The organism is Chryseobacterium sp. BIGb0232, assembly GCF_024810195.1.
Taxonomy (GTDB): domain Bacteria; phylum Bacteroidota; class Bacteroidia; order Flavobacteriales; family Weeksellaceae; genus Chryseobacterium; species Chryseobacterium pennae.
In genome coordinates, this window is sequence record NZ_JANUEH010000003.1 from 23,294 (window position 1) to 40,248 (window position 16,955).

Below are 16,955 nucleotides of genomic sequence, written 5' to 3' on the forward strand. Positions count from 1 at the left end.
TTATTAATCTAATAATGAAAGTTTGAAATTAAAGACTCACTTGATTAAGCAAATCAATATCTTCCTGATCCAAAACAAGCTTCGGTACATTGAATAATGTTTGAAGCTGTGAAGAACTTGTTGCACTTACAATTGGAGCGGTAACTAGTGGATTGGATAACAGCCATGACAGAGCAACAGTTCCCTGGTTACTGTGATGCTTTTCACTCACCTGATCCAATGCTTTTAATACACCAAGCCCTTTTGGATTTAAATATTTTCTTACGCCTTCCCCCCTTGCACTTTTGGCAAGATCTGCTTCATCACGGTATTTTCCGGTTAGGAAGCCTGCAGCAAGAGACCAGTACGAAAACACACTAAGATCAAATTCTTCTACCAAAGGAGCGTAGTTCTTCTCAAATCCTTCTCTTTCCAATAGGTTGTAATGAGGCTGCAGTGCTACATATTTAGGCAGATTGTTTTTTTCAGAAGCTTCAAAGGATGCCTTTAAACGTTCCGGAGAAAGATTGGATGCTGCAATATAGCGCACTTTTCCGGCTTTAATAATTTCATCATAGGCAGCAAGAGTTTCTTCTACGGGAGTGGTATGATCGTCAAAATGCGTATAATAAAGATCGATATGATCTGTCTGAAGTCTTTGCAGAGATTCATCCACTGATTTCAGAATATGCTTTTTACTGATGTCATAGCCATGTTCTTTGGTTTCAGAACCTACTTTGGTGGCCAGAACAATATCCTTGCGGTTATTACGGCTTTTCATCCATTTTCCAATGATCTCTTCAGATTGTCCGCCTCTTCCATTTACCCACCATGAATACGTATCTGCCGTATCTATAAAATTGAATCCTGCCTCTGTAAACTGATCCAGTGTATCAAAGGATTGTTTTTCATCCAGTGTCCATCCGAAAACATTTCCTCCAAAATTAATAGGAGCCACTTCTAAATCAGTATTTTTAATCTTTCTTTTTTCCATAAAAATAATTTTACTAACTGAGATCTAAGGTAGCGAATATTATCCTTCCTCGCTATTCAAAATAGCCATATAATCTATAGTTAATATAAATGAAAAAGCCGATGCTTACTCGTTTATTTTGTAGAACGCTATAATATAAAAAACAGCCTAATATAAGACTGTTCTGCTGTAATTGTTGGATTGACGCAAAGGTGCAAGTTTTATCTGTATACGTGTATTTTAAGGCAATAGAAAATCAAAGATTTTCAGCAAGAGTAACATAGATATTTTTTACCATATTATTGATTAAAAAACTTGCGTCTTTGCGTTTACCAGCATGCTGTAACTACTTTTCAGTCTGAGGAATTTCAAGTACTGTAAGCATTTGTGTATATTCTTGAAGCTGGTGATTAATTGTCTCTAATCCCTGTTTGAAGAAAGATGATGTATTAAAAAGATGATGATAATATTCTACTCCCTCCAACATGTTCTTTTTGAATGCATTCCATTGTTTGGTTTGGGATTGGGTAATTTGTACAGAAGTGTCTGCTATTTCCTTTTTCAGATAGTCTACATACATTTTTAGTTCATTAATAAACATATTGGGACGGTTGTTATCAGACAGAATGTTGGTGTTTCCATAAATATGCTTGACCATTTCCAAAAGAGAAACTTCTTTGTCAAAAAATGCGATATTCGGGCCCGGACAGATGACAACCCCTTGTTTTTCTCCTTTGATCTCGATTCCCTGTTCCATATAAGCCGCGTTCACAAGTCCTACACAAAGACAGGCTTTATCTGTAATTTCAGTTTTTTTCTTCTCAAATTCTTCTGTGGAGAGAGACTCTTTCTGAGTGTAAAGTTCACTTAGTTTAATATCCTGGTATTTTCGGGAGGCTGTACAGGTTCCTTCGGGAGAATATTCTTTGCTTAATGCCAATAGTTTCTTCGGGCATGAGCTTCCGTATTTTCCCTTAGCCTCTTTCTGCTCTTTTAGTAATTCGTTGGAAGTTCCCTTTATCGTATTGAAAGGAACTCCCAAAGGTGAAATCTGGCTCAGGTAAAAATCTTTTTCTTTAGCCTTTAAAAGAAGATTTCTGGTTTCGGTATCTACAGAAGTGGCTTCAGGAACCAATAAAAAGGGAGATCCCCATCCTACACTGTCTACATTATAATGGGCCAGTAAAAATTCATGTTCTTCAGAAGTTCCTACCCCGCCCTGTACGGTAATTTTCATTTCTAAAGGTTTGGAGACAGCGGGTTTACCTTTTTGTGCTAGAGCATTGCTCATTAATGTATGGGCAGACTGGATCAGATCATTCTTTTTCTGTCTGAATTCTTCCATAATAGGACCCAAAAGCATTCCTTCTGTGGCAAATGCGTGGCCACCACAGTTTAATCCGGATTCTATCCTGTATTCTGAAACCCATAATCCTTTTTTAGCCAGGAAGTTTCCCTGAATCATAGCAGAACGGAAATCGCTCACTTTAAGAATAATTTTCTTTTTCAGAATTCCGTTTTCATCAGGAAAAAAATCATTGAATTCTTCCATATAGCTGTACAGGCGCGGATTCATCCCGGCAGAAAGAACCATAGAGGAAGATAATTTACTCTTTGCAAATCCCCGGAGTGAAGCATGGGCATCGTTGTACATCACAGGAAGCTGCTCATTCTTTTTATAATTGTCTTTATCAACTTTCGTCATGATATTGACATCAATACTTCCCGGTATAAGGTTTGTTTCAATAAAGTTTTTGATAGTCTCGCCCCAGTTATCTTTTTGAACAATAAGGTTTTGAAGGCTGTTCTTCAGATCTGAAGTATTAGGTAACATTGCCACAAAGTCTTTCAGGGCTTCTTTATTCTTACTGATATCCTGTTTGAAAGATTCGAATTTTTCATTCACGATATCATCTACCATGTCCAGATAAGCAGTAATCCTTTTGGCTCTGTAATCCTCTGTTTTTGTTGAGATTCCTGAATAATCAAGATTAAACTTTTTGTTGTAAAAGTTTTTCATTTTTTCCAGAATCTCATCATCAATGATGGAAATCACAGAAGAAATTCCATATTGTGCAACGCGGATCGGGCTGTCTATAGTATAAGCCAGTCCCATCACAGGAATATGGAAATTGTGTAACGGTTTAGTTGTCATTATGTTTCAATAAAAGTTCTTTATTTAATGCAACTAAAAATTCTTTCAACTAATTCACTGCTTAAAAGTATTGCTTTTTTAATTAATTATGCATTAAATAACACCTGCAATATTGAAAATATGCTAAAAGTCATTTTATAAAGTTCCTTAATTATTATTTTGAAGTTGTTGGGAATAGACAAAGACGCAACTTCATCTTCGCTGTATCTTTTTTTAAGATTTACTGACTTTATTACAAAACAGAACATGAGCAATCAAAGCTAAAATACCAAACGCAGTTCCTACCGCACAAACACCCGTCCATTGTGCTTTCTGCCAGGCTACGGAAGCCAGCCATGTTCCCAGCGATCCTCCAATGAAATAAGAAACCATATAGACTGTATTCAGTCTGTTAACCGCATTTGATTTAATTAAAAAGTAATTGGTCTGATTCATAATATGGCTGGATTGTACTCCTAGGTCTACAAGGATTACTCCTACAACCAATCCCCAATAGGTTTCCCCTCCAAAATAAGTGAATCCCCAGCTTCCTATGAGAATTAATAATGAATACAGTATAATACGGTTGATATCCATGTATTTCTGAAGCTTCCCTACTTTAGCTGCAGCCAATGCTCCTACTGCTCCTGCAAGACCAAAACTTCCTACCACAGATGAACCTGCATTAAAAGGCGGTTTCTCCATATGGAAAACCAATGTCGTAAATAAAGCACACATAGATCCGAAAGCCATAGCTCCACGGAAAGATGCCAGCTGAAGAATAGGCTGTGTTTTGGCAAGATGAGCAACGGAACGCATTAATTCTTTATAGGTACCTTTGAAGTTTGGCTGCAGCTCCGGAAGCATTTTGTAAACGGCTAACCAGACTAAGATCATCAATCCCGCAGCAATTCCGAACATGGCTCTCCATCCCCAGACTTCTCCTACAATTCCTCCAATGAAACGGGAAAGAAGGATTCCCAATAAAAGTCCGGACATCACCAGTCCGATATTGGCCGATTTTTCTTTATCTGAGGAAAGTTCTGCTGCAATAGGAACAAAGAGTTGCGGAATTACAGAAGTAGCTCCAATCAATAAACTGGCAGCATACAGCATCCACAGCTGGTTAGCAAAGGTCATCCACAGCAGAGATCCAAAAACAAGAAAAAGATCAATCAGAATTAATTTCTTACGGAAAAACTTATCTCCAAGCGGCACGATCAGTAACAATCCCAGTGCATAGCCTATTTGAGTAAGTACAGAAATTTTACTGGCTGCAGCTTCTGAGACATTAAGGTCCTCCGAGATCAGGGCCAGTAAAGGCTGATTATAATAATTGTTGGCTACTACAAGTCCTGAAATAATAGCCATTAACCACACCACTGTTCTGGAAATACCGTTGGTAGAATTCACCTGCATCTTAAAATTTTTATTGAATAGAAATATATCCTGATGATTTAAATAGTTGGATATACTTTTTAATGGCTTCAAAGGTAGGGATTTTCATAAAAAAGGGAGAGTATTATAATTGATTTAAGCTGTTAGTATTATAGAATGTTTTGCTTGCAGTCTGCTTCAGTAAAGAGTTTTTTAAAATATTATCCAATTTTATCTTTACATTTGTAGTAACACATTTTATTTTTATGGATTATATGGATTCCAGGGAACAGATCTTACAGAAATCTGCTGAAGCAAAAGAACTTTATCTTCCTCATATTTCAGTAGACCCGGTTGTTTTTGGTTTTGATCAGAATGAGCTTAAAGTATTGCTGGTGAAAATGAATTACAGAAAACAGTGGCTGCTGCCCGGTGGCTATGTAAGGAGAGATGACGATCTGGATGAAGCAGTAGTAAGAGTACTGGAAGACCGTGCAGGTGTTACTGATGTATTCCTGGAAGAATTTGGCGTTTTTGGAAGAAAAAACAGGAGTCAGCTGTATTTTGAGGAATTTGATGAAACCCTTTTTCAAAAGCAGCGTTTTGTTTCTGTGGGATATTATGCGCTTTATAATTCCTCTGAAATCAATCCCATAGCTGATGATGTGAGTGAAGCCTGTGAATGGGTTTATCTTCGCCAGTTACCTGAAATTGAATTTGGGATGGATCACCGTGAAATTATTGAAAAGGCATTGCTTACCCTACGGGAAAAGATTTCTTCCAAACCAATCGGATACAATCTGATGCCTGAAAAATTCACCCTTCCTGAGCTACAGAAACTATATGAAGCGATATTAGGCAAGCCGCTTAACCGAGGCAACTTCTACAGAAAGATCAAAAACTTAAATGTTTTAAAAAAACTTGATGAACAAAGACGCGTAGGAGCTCACAGATCTCCTGATCTCTATTCTTTTGATATGGAAAATTATGAGAAAGCACTGGAAAATGGTCTAAATAATTGGTAGCAGTTTCCATTGTTTCTGCCGATGTTAGGTATTGATGAAAAACCTTTCGGATATTGGAAATATTCAGGAAATTTGCAGAATGAAAATCATACCACTTAAAGAAGGCAATTTTTCAGCCAGCAAAACCAAAGATTTTACACTTTTAACAAACGAAAATTTTAATACTGTTTCCGGCATTAAAATGTCTGTTCAACCCTTTCTTATCATTACTGAAAATGATTATATCCTTTTAGATGCAGGTATTGGATGGAAAAATGAAGAAGGACAATCTGTGGTGATGAAAATTCTGGAAAGAGAGAATATACAACCTGAACAGGTTACCAAACTCTTACTCTCCCACCTCCATAAAGATCACATTGATGGTGCAGTAAAACTTACCGATAATGGCTATGAGGCAACCTTTCCCAATGCACAGATCTATATCCAGAAACGTGAACTGGATTTTGCAATGGAAAATAAAGGAAATCCTTCTTTTGATTTCAATATTTTGGAACAACTGATTCAGTTACCGAATATCATCTGGATGAATGAAGATAAAGGACAGATTACCAGTGAAATATCGTATGAAGTCGTGGGTGGCCATACTCCATTTATGCAGGTTTTCTGGATCAGAGAGAATGAAGAAACCGTATTCTATGGTGCAGATGATCTCCCTCAGGCATCTTATTTAAAATATCATTTGGCTTACAAGAGTGATTTTGATGGCAGAAAAGCAATGCAATTAAGAATTTTATGGGAAAGTGAAGCCAGAGCAGACAGTTGGAAAATACTACTTTATCATGATTTGGAGAAAGCTGTCATTGAAGTTTAAAAACAAAAAATGGTTTAATTTTCATTAAACCATTTGTAAATATCGAATTCAGATGGAATATTGAGTTTCTTTCTGATTCTGTTTTTCCGGTTTTGTATCGCTTTGGGTGTGACAAAAATACAGGTAGCTATTTCTTTTGTCGTCATATTGAGCTTAAGATAAATACAAAAAATCAGTTCGGAATTTTTAAGACCAGGCTGTATAGCAGATAACTTGTCGAAAAAATCCGGATAGACCAATCTGAATTTGTTAAGCAGACGGGGAGAATTTGCTTTAGCTAAAGCCATAATTTCATCTTGTACAAGAATCTTCTGATTCAAATCCTCTAAGTTCGGTTCAGTTTTTTTATTTTTCATAATACGTTCTCATCTCTACTCATTTCTGATATACATCCTTTGTATACCATTATGAAATCTTTTTTATTTTTACAAACCCTTGTTTTATAAATAATTACATGGGAATAAAATAATTTTCACACATTCAAAATCTCTTTATTTTTTATAAATAATATTCAACAATATGTACACTCCAAGCAGTATTTACTAAGTGATCAGGTTAAAAATTCATACATATGAATTTCCATTCATTTTTATATAGGGCAAAGAAATAAAAAATGATTAAAATTCTATTAAAATAGAGTACCACATACATACCACGTTATGCTTTTCGGTAAAATATCACAACCCCTTTTAGCAGCCCGTTTATCATCTTTTTTTGCCTGAGATAAATATAGGAGGTTACCCGGTTCTCTTTTTATGATCCAAATCAATAGTTTTAAAAACATAACATCATCAAAATAAATATTTGTGGTATCTGAATGGTACCTTATTTCATGGTTAATGACTGAAATAAACGTTTCTTTATTCTTTTAAAACTCTGAACTTAATTATAGTATTTAAATGATGAATAAAATGTGTATTTACAAAGGTTCATAAAATTTTAACTAATAAATAAATCACAGATATGATCGTTGAAAATTTATTAATTTCATTTGGGGCAGAAACAAAAAATTTTAAAGCAGGAGAAGTTATTTTCCACGAAAAAGATTTGCCTCTGTACTATTATCAGATAGAAAAGGGAAAGATCAAGCTTAATAATTATACTGAGGATGGAAAGGAATTTATTCAGAATATATTTTCTGATGGTCACAGTTTTGGGGAATCTCTTTTGTTTGTAGAACGCCCATATCCTATGAATGCCATTGCCATAGAGGATTCATTGGTTTTCAGAATGCCCAAATCCAGTTTTTTAAACCTGATACAAAGCAATCCGGAAATATCACTGAATATTTACCAATGCCTGGCAGAAAGAATGTATTATAAGTACATCATGTTCTACAATCTATCCTTTCAGAATCCGCTATCCAAACTGAAACTCATGTTGGATTATCTGAAAAGCTACCATGATGATAAAGCACCCTATTCTTTCCAGATCCCTCTGACAAGGCAGCAACTTGCTTCACTGGTAGGACTTCGTGTAGAAACAGTGATAAGAACCATAAAACAAATGGAAAAAGATAAGATTGTGAAGCTTGAGAAAAGAAAGATCTATTATTAGAAGAATCTTCAAGTCTAAACCCTATAGGTCAAGCTGTCTCTGAAACTCCTCCAGATATTTTGCAATGTGAATACCGTCTGCAAGACCATGGTGAGCTTCAATGGAAACCGGCATGTATTTTCTGCCATCACGGATACTGAATTTACCAAAAGAGATCTTTGGCACAGATTCTCCATTGTTAAAATCTGTAGGATGAAGAATTGCGCTGAACGAATTCCAGGGAATGGTAGTGTGTCTCACGTGATCTTTTCCCAGCCTCTCATTGCTTAATCTAAGCCCGGACGAATTGTGCACCCCTTTTATTTCTTCCTGCAATGCGGCATTGAAAGTTGCAAAATCCTCAGAAAAAGGAGTAAACGAAAAGCCAAAAGTTCCATCAGGTCTGCCAATGGTGCTTCCGGCATGAACAGTATCAAACTGAACTACCTGACCATCAATAATTCTAAGTTTTAATTCCTCAACAGTGTTCACAGCAATCATAGACTTGTGATAGTAATAGGCAAAGAAAGAATATCCGTTTTCTTTAGCTTTGTCATAAGCTGTTGTACAATCTACTTCTGTTGTAAAGCCAAAGTATGGGCTTGCCATTTGAGAGAAAAATTCAAAATGCTCCTTTCTGTTCCATTGCTGGAGGTCTACAATCTTCATTGATTTTAATTTGCTGCAAATTTCCGTAATTTCCCTGATCTTAACTAGTAAAATGACTATTAATTTTCTATTAATAAGATCTTTTTTCTTTTTAAAAAAGCATTAAAATGTAGATTGAAAAGCATGATTCTTGTATTAGCTGTAATTGTTGGGAATATAAAGACACGTTTTATCGCGATAATACACGAATAATTTCTGTGGGCTATAATTTTATGCTTGTCATTCTGTAGAATCTTAATTCCATTATTAAATATCACATACCATTTGTGTATCTGTGACTAAATATAAGCATTACGGTTACTAAGAATCATATATTGGGTTAAGGTGAAATATACTTGCATTTTGAACTTATTACTGTTTACAATGTTCCCAAGTCTTTGCATTTTCCAACATATTCTAATTAATTAAACATCATGGAAATACAAAATTTTAAAGGAAATCACTGGACTGCAAGAAAGGTAGGACAGATTTATATTGTAAGCCTTAAAAATGATTCCAGTGTTGTGGAAGCATTAACGGACTTTGTTCAAAACCAAAATATTCAGGCGGGCGAAGTCACAGGAATTGGGGCTGTAAGTGAAGCAACACTTAGATTTTTTAGTTTTGAAACAAAAAAATATGTTGATAAAACATTCAAGGAACAGATGGAAGTCACCAATATCTCAGGAAATGTTTCTTTGATAGAAGAAAATCCTGTACTTCACTTGCATATTACCTTAGGCAGAGAAGATTATACCGCTTTAGCAGGACATCTTTTAGATGCAAGAATCAATGGTGCCGCTGAATTTATTTTTTATCCTTTATCTACCAGAGTGGTAAAAATCAAAGACAGAGAAATAGGAATAAACCTTTACGATTTTGAAAAATAAACCTTCAATTCCTGGTGAAAGCCTTATTTTTGAGGAAAATTTGTTGGATGTTTGATGTATTGCTTTCCCATATTCAGAATAAGGTTGAGATGAGTGCTGAACAGAAAAACCTGATTCAGACCTTTTTTACTGTAAAAAAGCTTAAGAAAAAACAATATCTGTTACAGGAAGGAGATATCTGTAAATGTCTGTCATTTGTAAACAAAGGATTATTGAAATCTTATTATCCTGATGAGAAAGGAAATGAGCATATCAATATGTTTGCTTTTGAAGGCTGGTGGATCTCAGATTTCAACAGTTTTATTCATCAGGAAAAAGCGGTCTTAAACATTGATGCTGTAGAAGATACGGAAATATTAATGGTTACTTTGGAAAACTATGAGAAGATGATGCTGGAAATTCCTGTCATGGACCGTTATTTCAGAATTCTTTATCAAAACAGTCTTGTTACGAAAGATTACAGGCTTATTGTGTCCAATGGCTATACTGCTGAGGAAAAATACCTGCAATTGATCCGGAAAAATCCGGAAATAATCAAAAGAGTTCCTCATAATCTGATTGCTTCTTATCTTGGGCTGGCTCCGGAAACCATCAGCAGAATCCGTAAAAAGAATTTTCCGAATAATACTTGATCCAGATCAACTCAAACGCATGATCCAGATCAAGTGTAAAAGGAAACGTATGTCCATAATTTTGTCAGAGAATTTTTACAATACTTATGGAAAATACACAGAAAACTGCATTGGTAGTTGGTGCTACCGGAATTACAGGAAGTAATCTTGCAGAAGAACTTATTGCACAGGGCTGGACAACCTATGGGCTGTCAAGAAACCCAAATGAGAATATCCCGGGCCTTCGTTCCATCAAAGCTGATTTACTGGATGAGAACAGCCTGATTGAGGTATTGGCAGACCTCTCTCCTACTCATATTTATTTTACAACCTGGATGCGGAATGATACCGAAGAAGAAAATATCCGGATCAACAGTGCTCTTGTCAGAAACCTTCTTAACGTTTTATCTCTTAAAAAATCGGTTCAGCATGTTGCTTTAGTAACCGGACTGAAGCATTATCTGGGACCTTTCGAAGCTTATGTTCAGAATGGGATATTACCGGAAACTCCTGTTCGTGAAGAACACCCTAGGCTTCCGCTTCCTAATTTCTATTATGCTCAGGAAGATGAAATTTACAAAGCTTCAGAAAGAGATGGCTTTACATGGAGTATTCACCGGCCTCATACCGTTGTAGGATATGCTGTTGGAAACCTAATGAATATTGCTGCAACCCTCGCAGTCTATGCCAGTATCTGTAAAGAAACAGGAAGAAAATTCATCTGGCCCGGATCAGAAGCACAATGGAATGGGGTGTCTGATATAACGGATGCTAAAATACTGGCTAAACAGTTGGTTTGGGCATCTGATACGGGAGCTGCAAAGAATCAGGCGTTCAATATTACGAATGGAGATGTTTTCCGATGGAAATGGCTTTGGAAAAGACTGGCAGACTGGTTTGATATAGAGGCTGAAGGTTTCAGCGGAACCATAAGATCTCTGGAAAAAGAACTGGAAAATGATCAGGAAACCTGGGAAGCTATTGCAGAAAAATACAGTCTGAAAGAGAACAGATTAAGCCGTTTATCATCAGCATGGCACACCGATCTGGATCTTGGAAGACCTCTTGAAGTAATGTGTGATATGTCAAAAAGCAGAAACTTAGGATTTACCGCATATAAAAGTACAGAAGATTCTTTTACAGAAGTATTTGAAAGGCTGCGAGCTGAAAATATAATCCCATAAAAAATAATCGCCACGAATGCACGAATAAAAATCATTCGTGCATTCGTGGCTAAAAATAAGGTGTAAGTTTGCTGAAAATCACATCTTGAGCGGAATATTCTAGTATTCACAAGGTAAGTAAAACCTCTGTGTCTTTTCAGCCTATTATAAAATTTGATATTTTTATTTTCAGCAGCTGGTGTAGCCTATATTTATTGTGTTTCTATCTTATACTTCAGTGGTTGTAACTCCAAATTTCTGTTTGAATGAAAAATAAAAATGAGACAGATTTTCAAACCCCAGGTCCAGATAAATATCTGACGGCCGTTTTTCCTTATTTTTAATTAAATAATAGGCTTCCTTTAATCTTCTTTCTTTCAGCCATTGTTTTGGACTCATGTTAAAGAGCTTATTAAAATCACGCTTAAATCCGGAAAGACTACGTCCTGTAAGCTTGGCAAAAGATTCTAGAGATACGTTAAACATAAAATTCTTATTCATAAATTCCTTCAGATCAATTTTATGAGGTTCCGAGAAATCAAATAAGAGGTTTTTTAAATCAGGATTAATCTGCAGAAGAAGTTCTATAGCTTCTTTTACTTTTAAAGCGGCCAATCTTGGCGGGATGCCTTTTGTTTTATCAACATAAGGGATAAGTGACATAAAATAGGTCTTAAAAAAAGCATCCGGTTCAAAAAACAGTTTTTGCTGATCAGAAAATGGAAGATCTGCCATTATTTTATTTTCTGCAGAATACTGTCTGAGGGTATCTGTATCCAGGGTAATGGAAAGAAACTGATACTTTTCATTCTTTGAAGGATATTTCATCGTCCTGATAAGTTGATTTTTCCTTACCAGAACTACTGTATTTTCCTTAATTACAGTTTTGCCCTGTTCATGGAAGGCATGCGTTTCTCCCGACAGTTGAAATCCTAAAAAATGATCAGGAATAAATTCTTCATGTCCTTTATAAGACTCAAAAGCACATGAATACACAAGTTTATCAAATATGATCTCAGAAGTCTTTTCCATCTAACAAATATCTGAAATTTAACCCATTGCACCTGCAATTTCTTTATCCTTTTCTGGAGTTCCGCCCGAAGACGCAACGGCGCCTAATATCTTTCCTTCAGAGTTCTTGATACTCCCTCATTTGAATTAAGCATCCCATATCAAAAGCTCATTGTTTTATTGTTCAAAAGCTAACTTTTAGAAGTGAAATAAGATAATAGAACAATTGGATTATTGTTTAGATTCGTATCTTTCAAAAATAAAAACTAATTTATGATTAAAATTAAAACACTCGTTTTAATTCTTGTCACATCTTCTGCCTGGACCTTTGCCCAGAATTGTACATGTGAAAGTAATTATCAGTGGGTGAAAAAAACATTCGAGGAAAATGATGCCGGTTTTCAGTATGTTATTGATAAAAAAGGAGTTCCGGCTTATCAGGCTCACAATAATGAATTTCTTAACAAAATACGAAATATAAAATCAGATACAGAATGTAACCAGACAATTTATGATTGGCTCAAGTTTTTCAGATCCGGCCATTTTTCAATTTCAAAAATAGAAAGTAATAAAGAGCAGGCACAGCCTCAACCTCAGGCTAAGGAAACAATAAAATCTGATCTTGTAAAGGTAGATCTTGAAAAGTTTAAAAAAGAAATTCAATCTAAAAAAGAGTCTGACCTGGAAGGAATTTGGGAGACTGTTCCTTATACTATAGGAATTAAAAAGTTTGGAGATACTTACAAAGGCTTTATTATTAAGTCAGGTGCTGAAAATTGGAAACCTAATGAAGTAAAGCTGATCATCAATTCTGATAAAACAACAGGTGTTTTTTATGTAAGAGATAAAACCAAACAGGAGGTGAATAATATTCATTTTGTGGGCAAAAATTATCTGGAAATCGGAGATTTTACCTTAAAAAGAATTTCTCCGAAGTTTGAACGTGAAGAAGGAGTTGAAACCTATTATGAAGCAGCTATGGCCCAGAAACCTTTTTTAAAAGAGCTGAATAAGACGACCCTTCTTTTGAGAATTCCCTCTTTTAACGGAGCCTTGAAAAAAAATATTGACAGTGTAATTGCAGCTAATAAAACAAAAATTGAAAGCACTGAAAATCTGATTATTGATATCCGGAACAACGGTGGCGGAAATGATTCCAGTTATAAGAATATCACCCCCTATCTTTATACCAACCCTATCAGAACTGTCAGAACACAATTTTATTCTACCAAACTGAATAATCAAAGAATGATGTTTCTTTATGAGAACTATGAAAAATATGGAATATCAAAAGAAGACAGAGAGTTTCTGAAAAAATCTTACGATAAATTAAATGCAAAATTAGGACAGTTTGTTTCTTTACAGGAGGATGACAACACAGTAGGCATTGATAAACTTGATACCATTTATCCTTATCCGAAAAACGTAGGAATCATTATCAATAAAGGAAACGGAAGTACTGCTGAAGAATTTTTACTGGCCTCAAAACAAAGTAAAAAGGTTAAACTTTTTGGAACAACAACTGCTGGAGTGCTGGATATTTCAAATATGTATTACGTTACTTCTCCATGCAACGATATCAAATTCGGGTACAGCCTCTCAAAAAGCTTCCGTATTCCGGACATGGCCATAGACGGAAAAGGAATTCAACCGGATTATTTTATAGATACGACCATTCCGGAACATCAATGGATTGAGTATGTAAATGAAGTGTTAAATGCAAAATAACAAAACAAGCTGTTTCAAGATGAAACAGCTTGTTTTTTTCTCTATATGATTCAGAGTTCTCTAAATGTGAATTCAATAGAAACAGACTTTAGCTAATTTATTTAAATAACCCAAATTCCATTGGCTTTAGCCAAAACTTAATAAATAGTATGATTCATAAAATTTTTGCTTTTTACATTGGGAATTTAACACATAGTTTAGATTCCTACGGAATGACATATTGCGTTATTAACAAACAAAAATATTCGTGAATTAGTGGCAATCATCAGCCGTCTACAATTTTATCGCAGATAAAATCCTTATGCGTTTAGAAACAGAATCTACTGAAAAACCCGCACGACTTCGTTTTCCAATTACATATTTTCAATCAAAACATCGATTATATTTAACTTTGAACTATAAAAAAATAAACAGTTTATTGTAAATTGGTTAAGTTTTTGAAGCATTTTATACAAACCAATCACACCATTGAAGCTAATCACATTTACCAAAAAAGGAATTTACTGTCCTCAGGGAAAATTCTATATAGACCCATGGAGGCCTGTAGATATGGCAATTATTACTCACGGACATGCCGATCATGCCCGCTGGGGAATGAAGAAATATCTTTGTCACCATTTTACCAAACCTATTTTATATCAAAGAATTGGAAAGGATATTGAATGCCAGAGCGTGGAATATGGTGAGAAGACCAATATTAATGGTGTAAATGTTTCGCTTCATCCTGCCGGACATATTATTGGTTCTGCACAGATAAGATTAGAATACAAAGGATTTGTGACTGTCATTTCCGGAGACTATAAAGTTCAGGAAGATGGACTGAGCACTCCTTTTGAACTGGTGAAGTGTAATGAATTTGTTACAGAAAGTACTTTCGGACTGCCTATTTATAACTGGCTGGAAGTAGATGATCTTAATAATAAGCTTCAGAACTGGGTATTGAAAAACCAGGAAAACAGCAAAACCTCAGTGTTCATTGGATATTCTCTAGGAAAAGCCCAGCGTATTATGAAAGCTGTAGAAGGACTGGGTAAACTCTATGTTCACTACTCTATTGGAAAACTTAATGAAGCCTTTGAAGCGGTAGGAATCAATCTTCCTGAATATACTATTGGCGATTTCAGAGAACGTCCGAAAGAGATGGAGCATGAAATTGTTATTGTTCCCCCGGCTTTGCTAGACAGTAATGTGATCAAAAAAATTCCTGATCCTGCTACGGCAATATGTTCAGGGTGGATGCAGGTTCGCGGGGCCAGAAGATGGCGCAGTGCAGATGCCGGATTTGCCATGAGCGATCATGCCGATTGGAAAGGCCTACTGCAGATAGTAAAAGCTACAGAAGCAGAGCTTGTACATGTGACCCACGGGCAGACAGAGGTATTTTCAAAATACCTGAATGAAACCGGGATTAAAGCAGATGTTGTAGAAACGCTGTTTGGTGAAGATGAAGAAGTATCAGAAAAAGAAACCATTGAAAATTCTGAATCATGAGACATTTTGCAGATCTTATCAACGCCTTGGAAACCACCAATAAAACCAATGCTAAAATAGATGCTATCATTGATTATCTGGAGCGTGCTCCGGATGAAGATAAAGTATGGTTTATTGCACTGTTCACAGGAAAAAGGCCCAAAAGAAATGTTAATACCAATCTTATGAAAGAATGGGCATTGGAAATCACAGGACTTCCTTTGTGGCTTTTTCAGGAAAGCTATTCCTCTGTTGGGGACCTTGGAGAAACTCTTTCGCTGATCCTTCCGCCGCCACAGAAAAAAATTGAACGTGGTCTTTCTCAGTGGATGAAGGATATTATTGATTTAAAAGATAAAAAAGAAACAGATAAAAAAGAATTCGTACTCCATTCATGGAACGGATTGGATTATACAGAACGCTTAATTTTCAATAAACTAATTGGTGGGAGTTTTAGAATTGGAGTGTCAGACAAAACATTGATCAATTCGTTGACAAAATTCTCCGGGCAGGAATCCAGTACACTGATGCACAGTTTAATGGGAAAATGGCTACCTGATGAAACATCTTTTAAAGAATTAATTTCAGCTGAAAATATCAATCCTGATAATTCCAAACCCTATCCTTTCTGTCTGGCCTATCCTCTTGAAAAGAATCTTGAAGAATTGGGACAGCCCGATGAATGGCAGGTAGAATATAAATGGGATGGCATTCGCGGACAGATCATCCGCAGAAATGATGAAGTTTTTATCTGGTCCAGAGGCGAAGAACTTGTCACAGACCAGTTTCCTGAGATTACAGAAGCTGTAAAGATGATGAAAGGAAACTTTGTTTTAGATGGAGAAATACTTGCAGTAAAGGATGGTAAAATTTTAAATTTCAATGAATTACAGAAAAGATTAAACAGAAAAACTTTAACCAGAAAAATGCTTACTGAAATCCCGATAGAAGTATTTACCTACGATCTGTTGGAACTGGAGAACAATGATTTGAGAGACAAACCCATTGTAGCAAGAAGGGCCCTGTTGGAAGAATTATTATTGAATGAAAATACAGAAAATATAAAGCTTTCGCAGCGTATTGATTTTGAAGAATGGGAAGAGCTGAACGAGATCCGGGAGAACTCAAGAGCAATAAACAGTGAAGGCTTAATGCTAAAACAAAAAAGCTCACCTTACCATGCCGGAAGAAAAAAGGGCGACTGGTGGAAATGGAAAATCAATCCTTTTACCATTGATGCGGTACTGATCTATGCCCAAAAAGGAAGTGGCAGGCGAAGTGCCTATTACACTGATTATACTTTTGCTGTGAAAAACGAAGATAAATTGGTGACCATTGCGAAAGCTTATTCAGGATTGACTGATAAAGAGATAATGGAGGTCAGTAAATTTGTGACTAAAAATGCGGTTGAGAAATTCGGACCCGTACGAACCGTAAAAGCAGAGCTTGTCTTTGAAATTGCTTTTGAAGGAATCGGATTCAGTAACCGTCATAAAAGCGGTGTAGCACTTCGGTTTCCAAGAATTGTAAGATGGCGGAAAGATAAAACTGTGGATGAAATTGATACCCTCGAAGAAATCAAAAAATTAATACAATAAA

Annotated in this window: 15 protein-coding genes; 9 read left to right on the forward strand and 6 right to left on the reverse strand. The window is 35.8% G+C overall.

What is annotated here, in order from left to right; genetic code table 11:
- Nucleotides 1-28 precede the first annotated feature (28 nt).
- The 3 genes from M2372_RS09695 to M2372_RS09705 form a co-directional block, all read right to left on the reverse strand.
- Nucleotides 29-973 (reverse strand): aldo/keto reductase, encoded by a 945-nt coding sequence (locus M2372_RS09695; RefSeq protein WP_123319135.1) that lies wholly within the window; start codon nt 971-973, stop codon nt 29-31.
- Nucleotides 974-1,298: 325 nt separating this feature from the next.
- The gene (locus M2372_RS09700; RefSeq protein ID WP_123319136.1) at nt 1,299-3,107 is read right to left on the reverse strand and encodes a hypothetical protein; all 1,809 of its coding nucleotides are present in this window, start codon (nt 3,105-3,107) and stop codon (nt 1,299-1,301) included.
- A 213-nt stretch (nt 3,108-3,320) separates the two neighbouring features.
- Nucleotides 3,321-4,505: an MFS transporter gene (locus tag M2372_RS09705; protein ID WP_115972878.1), complete on the reverse strand. Its 1,185-nt coding sequence runs from the start codon at nt 4,503-4,505 to the stop codon at nt 3,321-3,323.
- A 224-nt stretch (nt 4,506-4,729) separates the two neighbouring features.
- On the opposite strand from M2372_RS09705, the gene M2372_RS09710 reads away from it, so the two are divergent.
- Entirely contained in the window at nt 4,730-5,488 is a 759-nt protein-coding gene (locus M2372_RS09710) for an NrtR DNA-binding winged helix domain-containing protein (RefSeq protein ID WP_310473122.1), read from the forward strand.
- Between the two features lie 79 nt (nt 5,489-5,567).
- Nucleotides 5,568-6,299 (forward strand): MBL fold metallo-hydrolase, encoded by a 732-nt coding sequence (locus M2372_RS09715; RefSeq protein WP_115972943.1) that lies wholly within the window; start codon nt 5,568-5,570, stop codon nt 6,297-6,299.
- Between the two features lie 14 nt (nt 6,300-6,313).
- On the opposite strand, the gene M2372_RS09720 is transcribed toward M2372_RS09715, so the two are convergent.
- The gene (locus tag M2372_RS09720; RefSeq protein WP_123319137.1) at nt 6,314-6,655 is read right to left on the reverse strand and encodes a hypothetical protein; all 342 of its coding nucleotides are present in this window, start codon (nt 6,653-6,655) and stop codon (nt 6,314-6,316) included.
- 607 nt (nt 6,656-7,262) lie between these two features.
- Here M2372_RS09720 and M2372_RS09725 point away from each other — a divergent pair.
- Nucleotides 7,263-7,856, forward strand: a complete 594-nt coding sequence (locus tag M2372_RS09725) for a Crp/Fnr family transcriptional regulator (RefSeq protein ID WP_123319138.1) — start codon at nt 7,263-7,265, stop codon at nt 7,854-7,856.
- A 21-nt stretch (nt 7,857-7,877) separates the two neighbouring features.
- On the opposite strand, the gene M2372_RS09730 is transcribed toward M2372_RS09725, so the two are convergent.
- The gene (locus tag M2372_RS09730) at nt 7,878-8,504 is read right to left on the reverse strand and encodes a chloramphenicol acetyltransferase (protein WP_123319139.1); all 627 of its coding nucleotides are present in this window, start codon (nt 8,502-8,504) and stop codon (nt 7,878-7,880) included.
- Nucleotides 8,505-8,917: 413 nt separating this feature from the next.
- Here M2372_RS09730 and M2372_RS09735 point away from each other — a divergent pair, with 413 nt between their 5' ends.
- From M2372_RS09735 to M2372_RS09745, 3 genes are all read left to right on the forward strand, one after another.
- Nucleotides 8,918-9,373: a PPC domain-containing DNA-binding protein gene (locus M2372_RS09735; protein WP_123319140.1), complete on the forward strand. Its 456-nt coding sequence runs from the start codon at nt 8,918-8,920 to the stop codon at nt 9,371-9,373.
- Between the two features lie 47 nt (nt 9,374-9,420).
- Nucleotides 9,421-10,005 (forward strand): Crp/Fnr family transcriptional regulator, encoded by a 585-nt coding sequence (locus M2372_RS09740; RefSeq protein ID WP_123319141.1) that lies wholly within the window; start codon nt 9,421-9,423, stop codon nt 10,003-10,005.
- 86 nt (nt 10,006-10,091) lie between these two features.
- Nucleotides 10,092-11,168, forward strand: a complete 1,077-nt coding sequence (locus M2372_RS09745) for an SDR family oxidoreductase (RefSeq protein WP_123319142.1) — start codon at nt 10,092-10,094, stop codon at nt 11,166-11,168.
- A gap of 207 nt (nt 11,169-11,375) precedes the next feature.
- Here M2372_RS09745 and M2372_RS09750 read toward each other — a convergent pair whose 3' ends face one another.
- Nucleotides 11,376-12,179, reverse strand: coding sequence for an AraC family transcriptional regulator (locus M2372_RS09750; RefSeq protein ID WP_123319143.1), 804 nt, complete (start codon nt 12,177-12,179; stop codon nt 11,376-11,378).
- Nucleotides 12,180-12,431: 252 nt separating this feature from the next.
- Between M2372_RS09750 and M2372_RS09755 the strand changes: the two genes are divergently transcribed.
- The 3 genes from M2372_RS09755 to M2372_RS09765 all read left to right on the forward strand — a co-directional run bounded on the left by M2372_RS09755 (nt 12,432) and on the right by M2372_RS09765 (nt 16,954).
- On the forward strand, nt 12,432-13,886 hold the full coding sequence (locus tag M2372_RS09755; RefSeq protein WP_123319144.1) for a S41 family peptidase: 1,455 nt from the start codon (nt 12,432-12,434) through the stop codon (nt 13,884-13,886).
- Between the two features lie 468 nt (nt 13,887-14,354).
- Nucleotides 14,355-15,377 (forward strand): ligase-associated DNA damage response exonuclease, encoded by a 1,023-nt coding sequence (locus M2372_RS09760; protein ID WP_123319145.1) that lies wholly within the window; start codon nt 14,355-14,357, stop codon nt 15,375-15,377.
- The gene (locus M2372_RS09765) at nt 15,374-16,954 is read left to right on the forward strand and encodes an ATP-dependent DNA ligase (protein ID WP_123319146.1); all 1,581 of its coding nucleotides are present in this window, start codon (nt 15,374-15,376) and stop codon (nt 16,952-16,954) included. Before M2372_RS09760 ends, M2372_RS09765 begins: the two co-directional genes overlap by 4 nt.
- Nucleotide 16,955 lies beyond the last annotated feature (1 nt).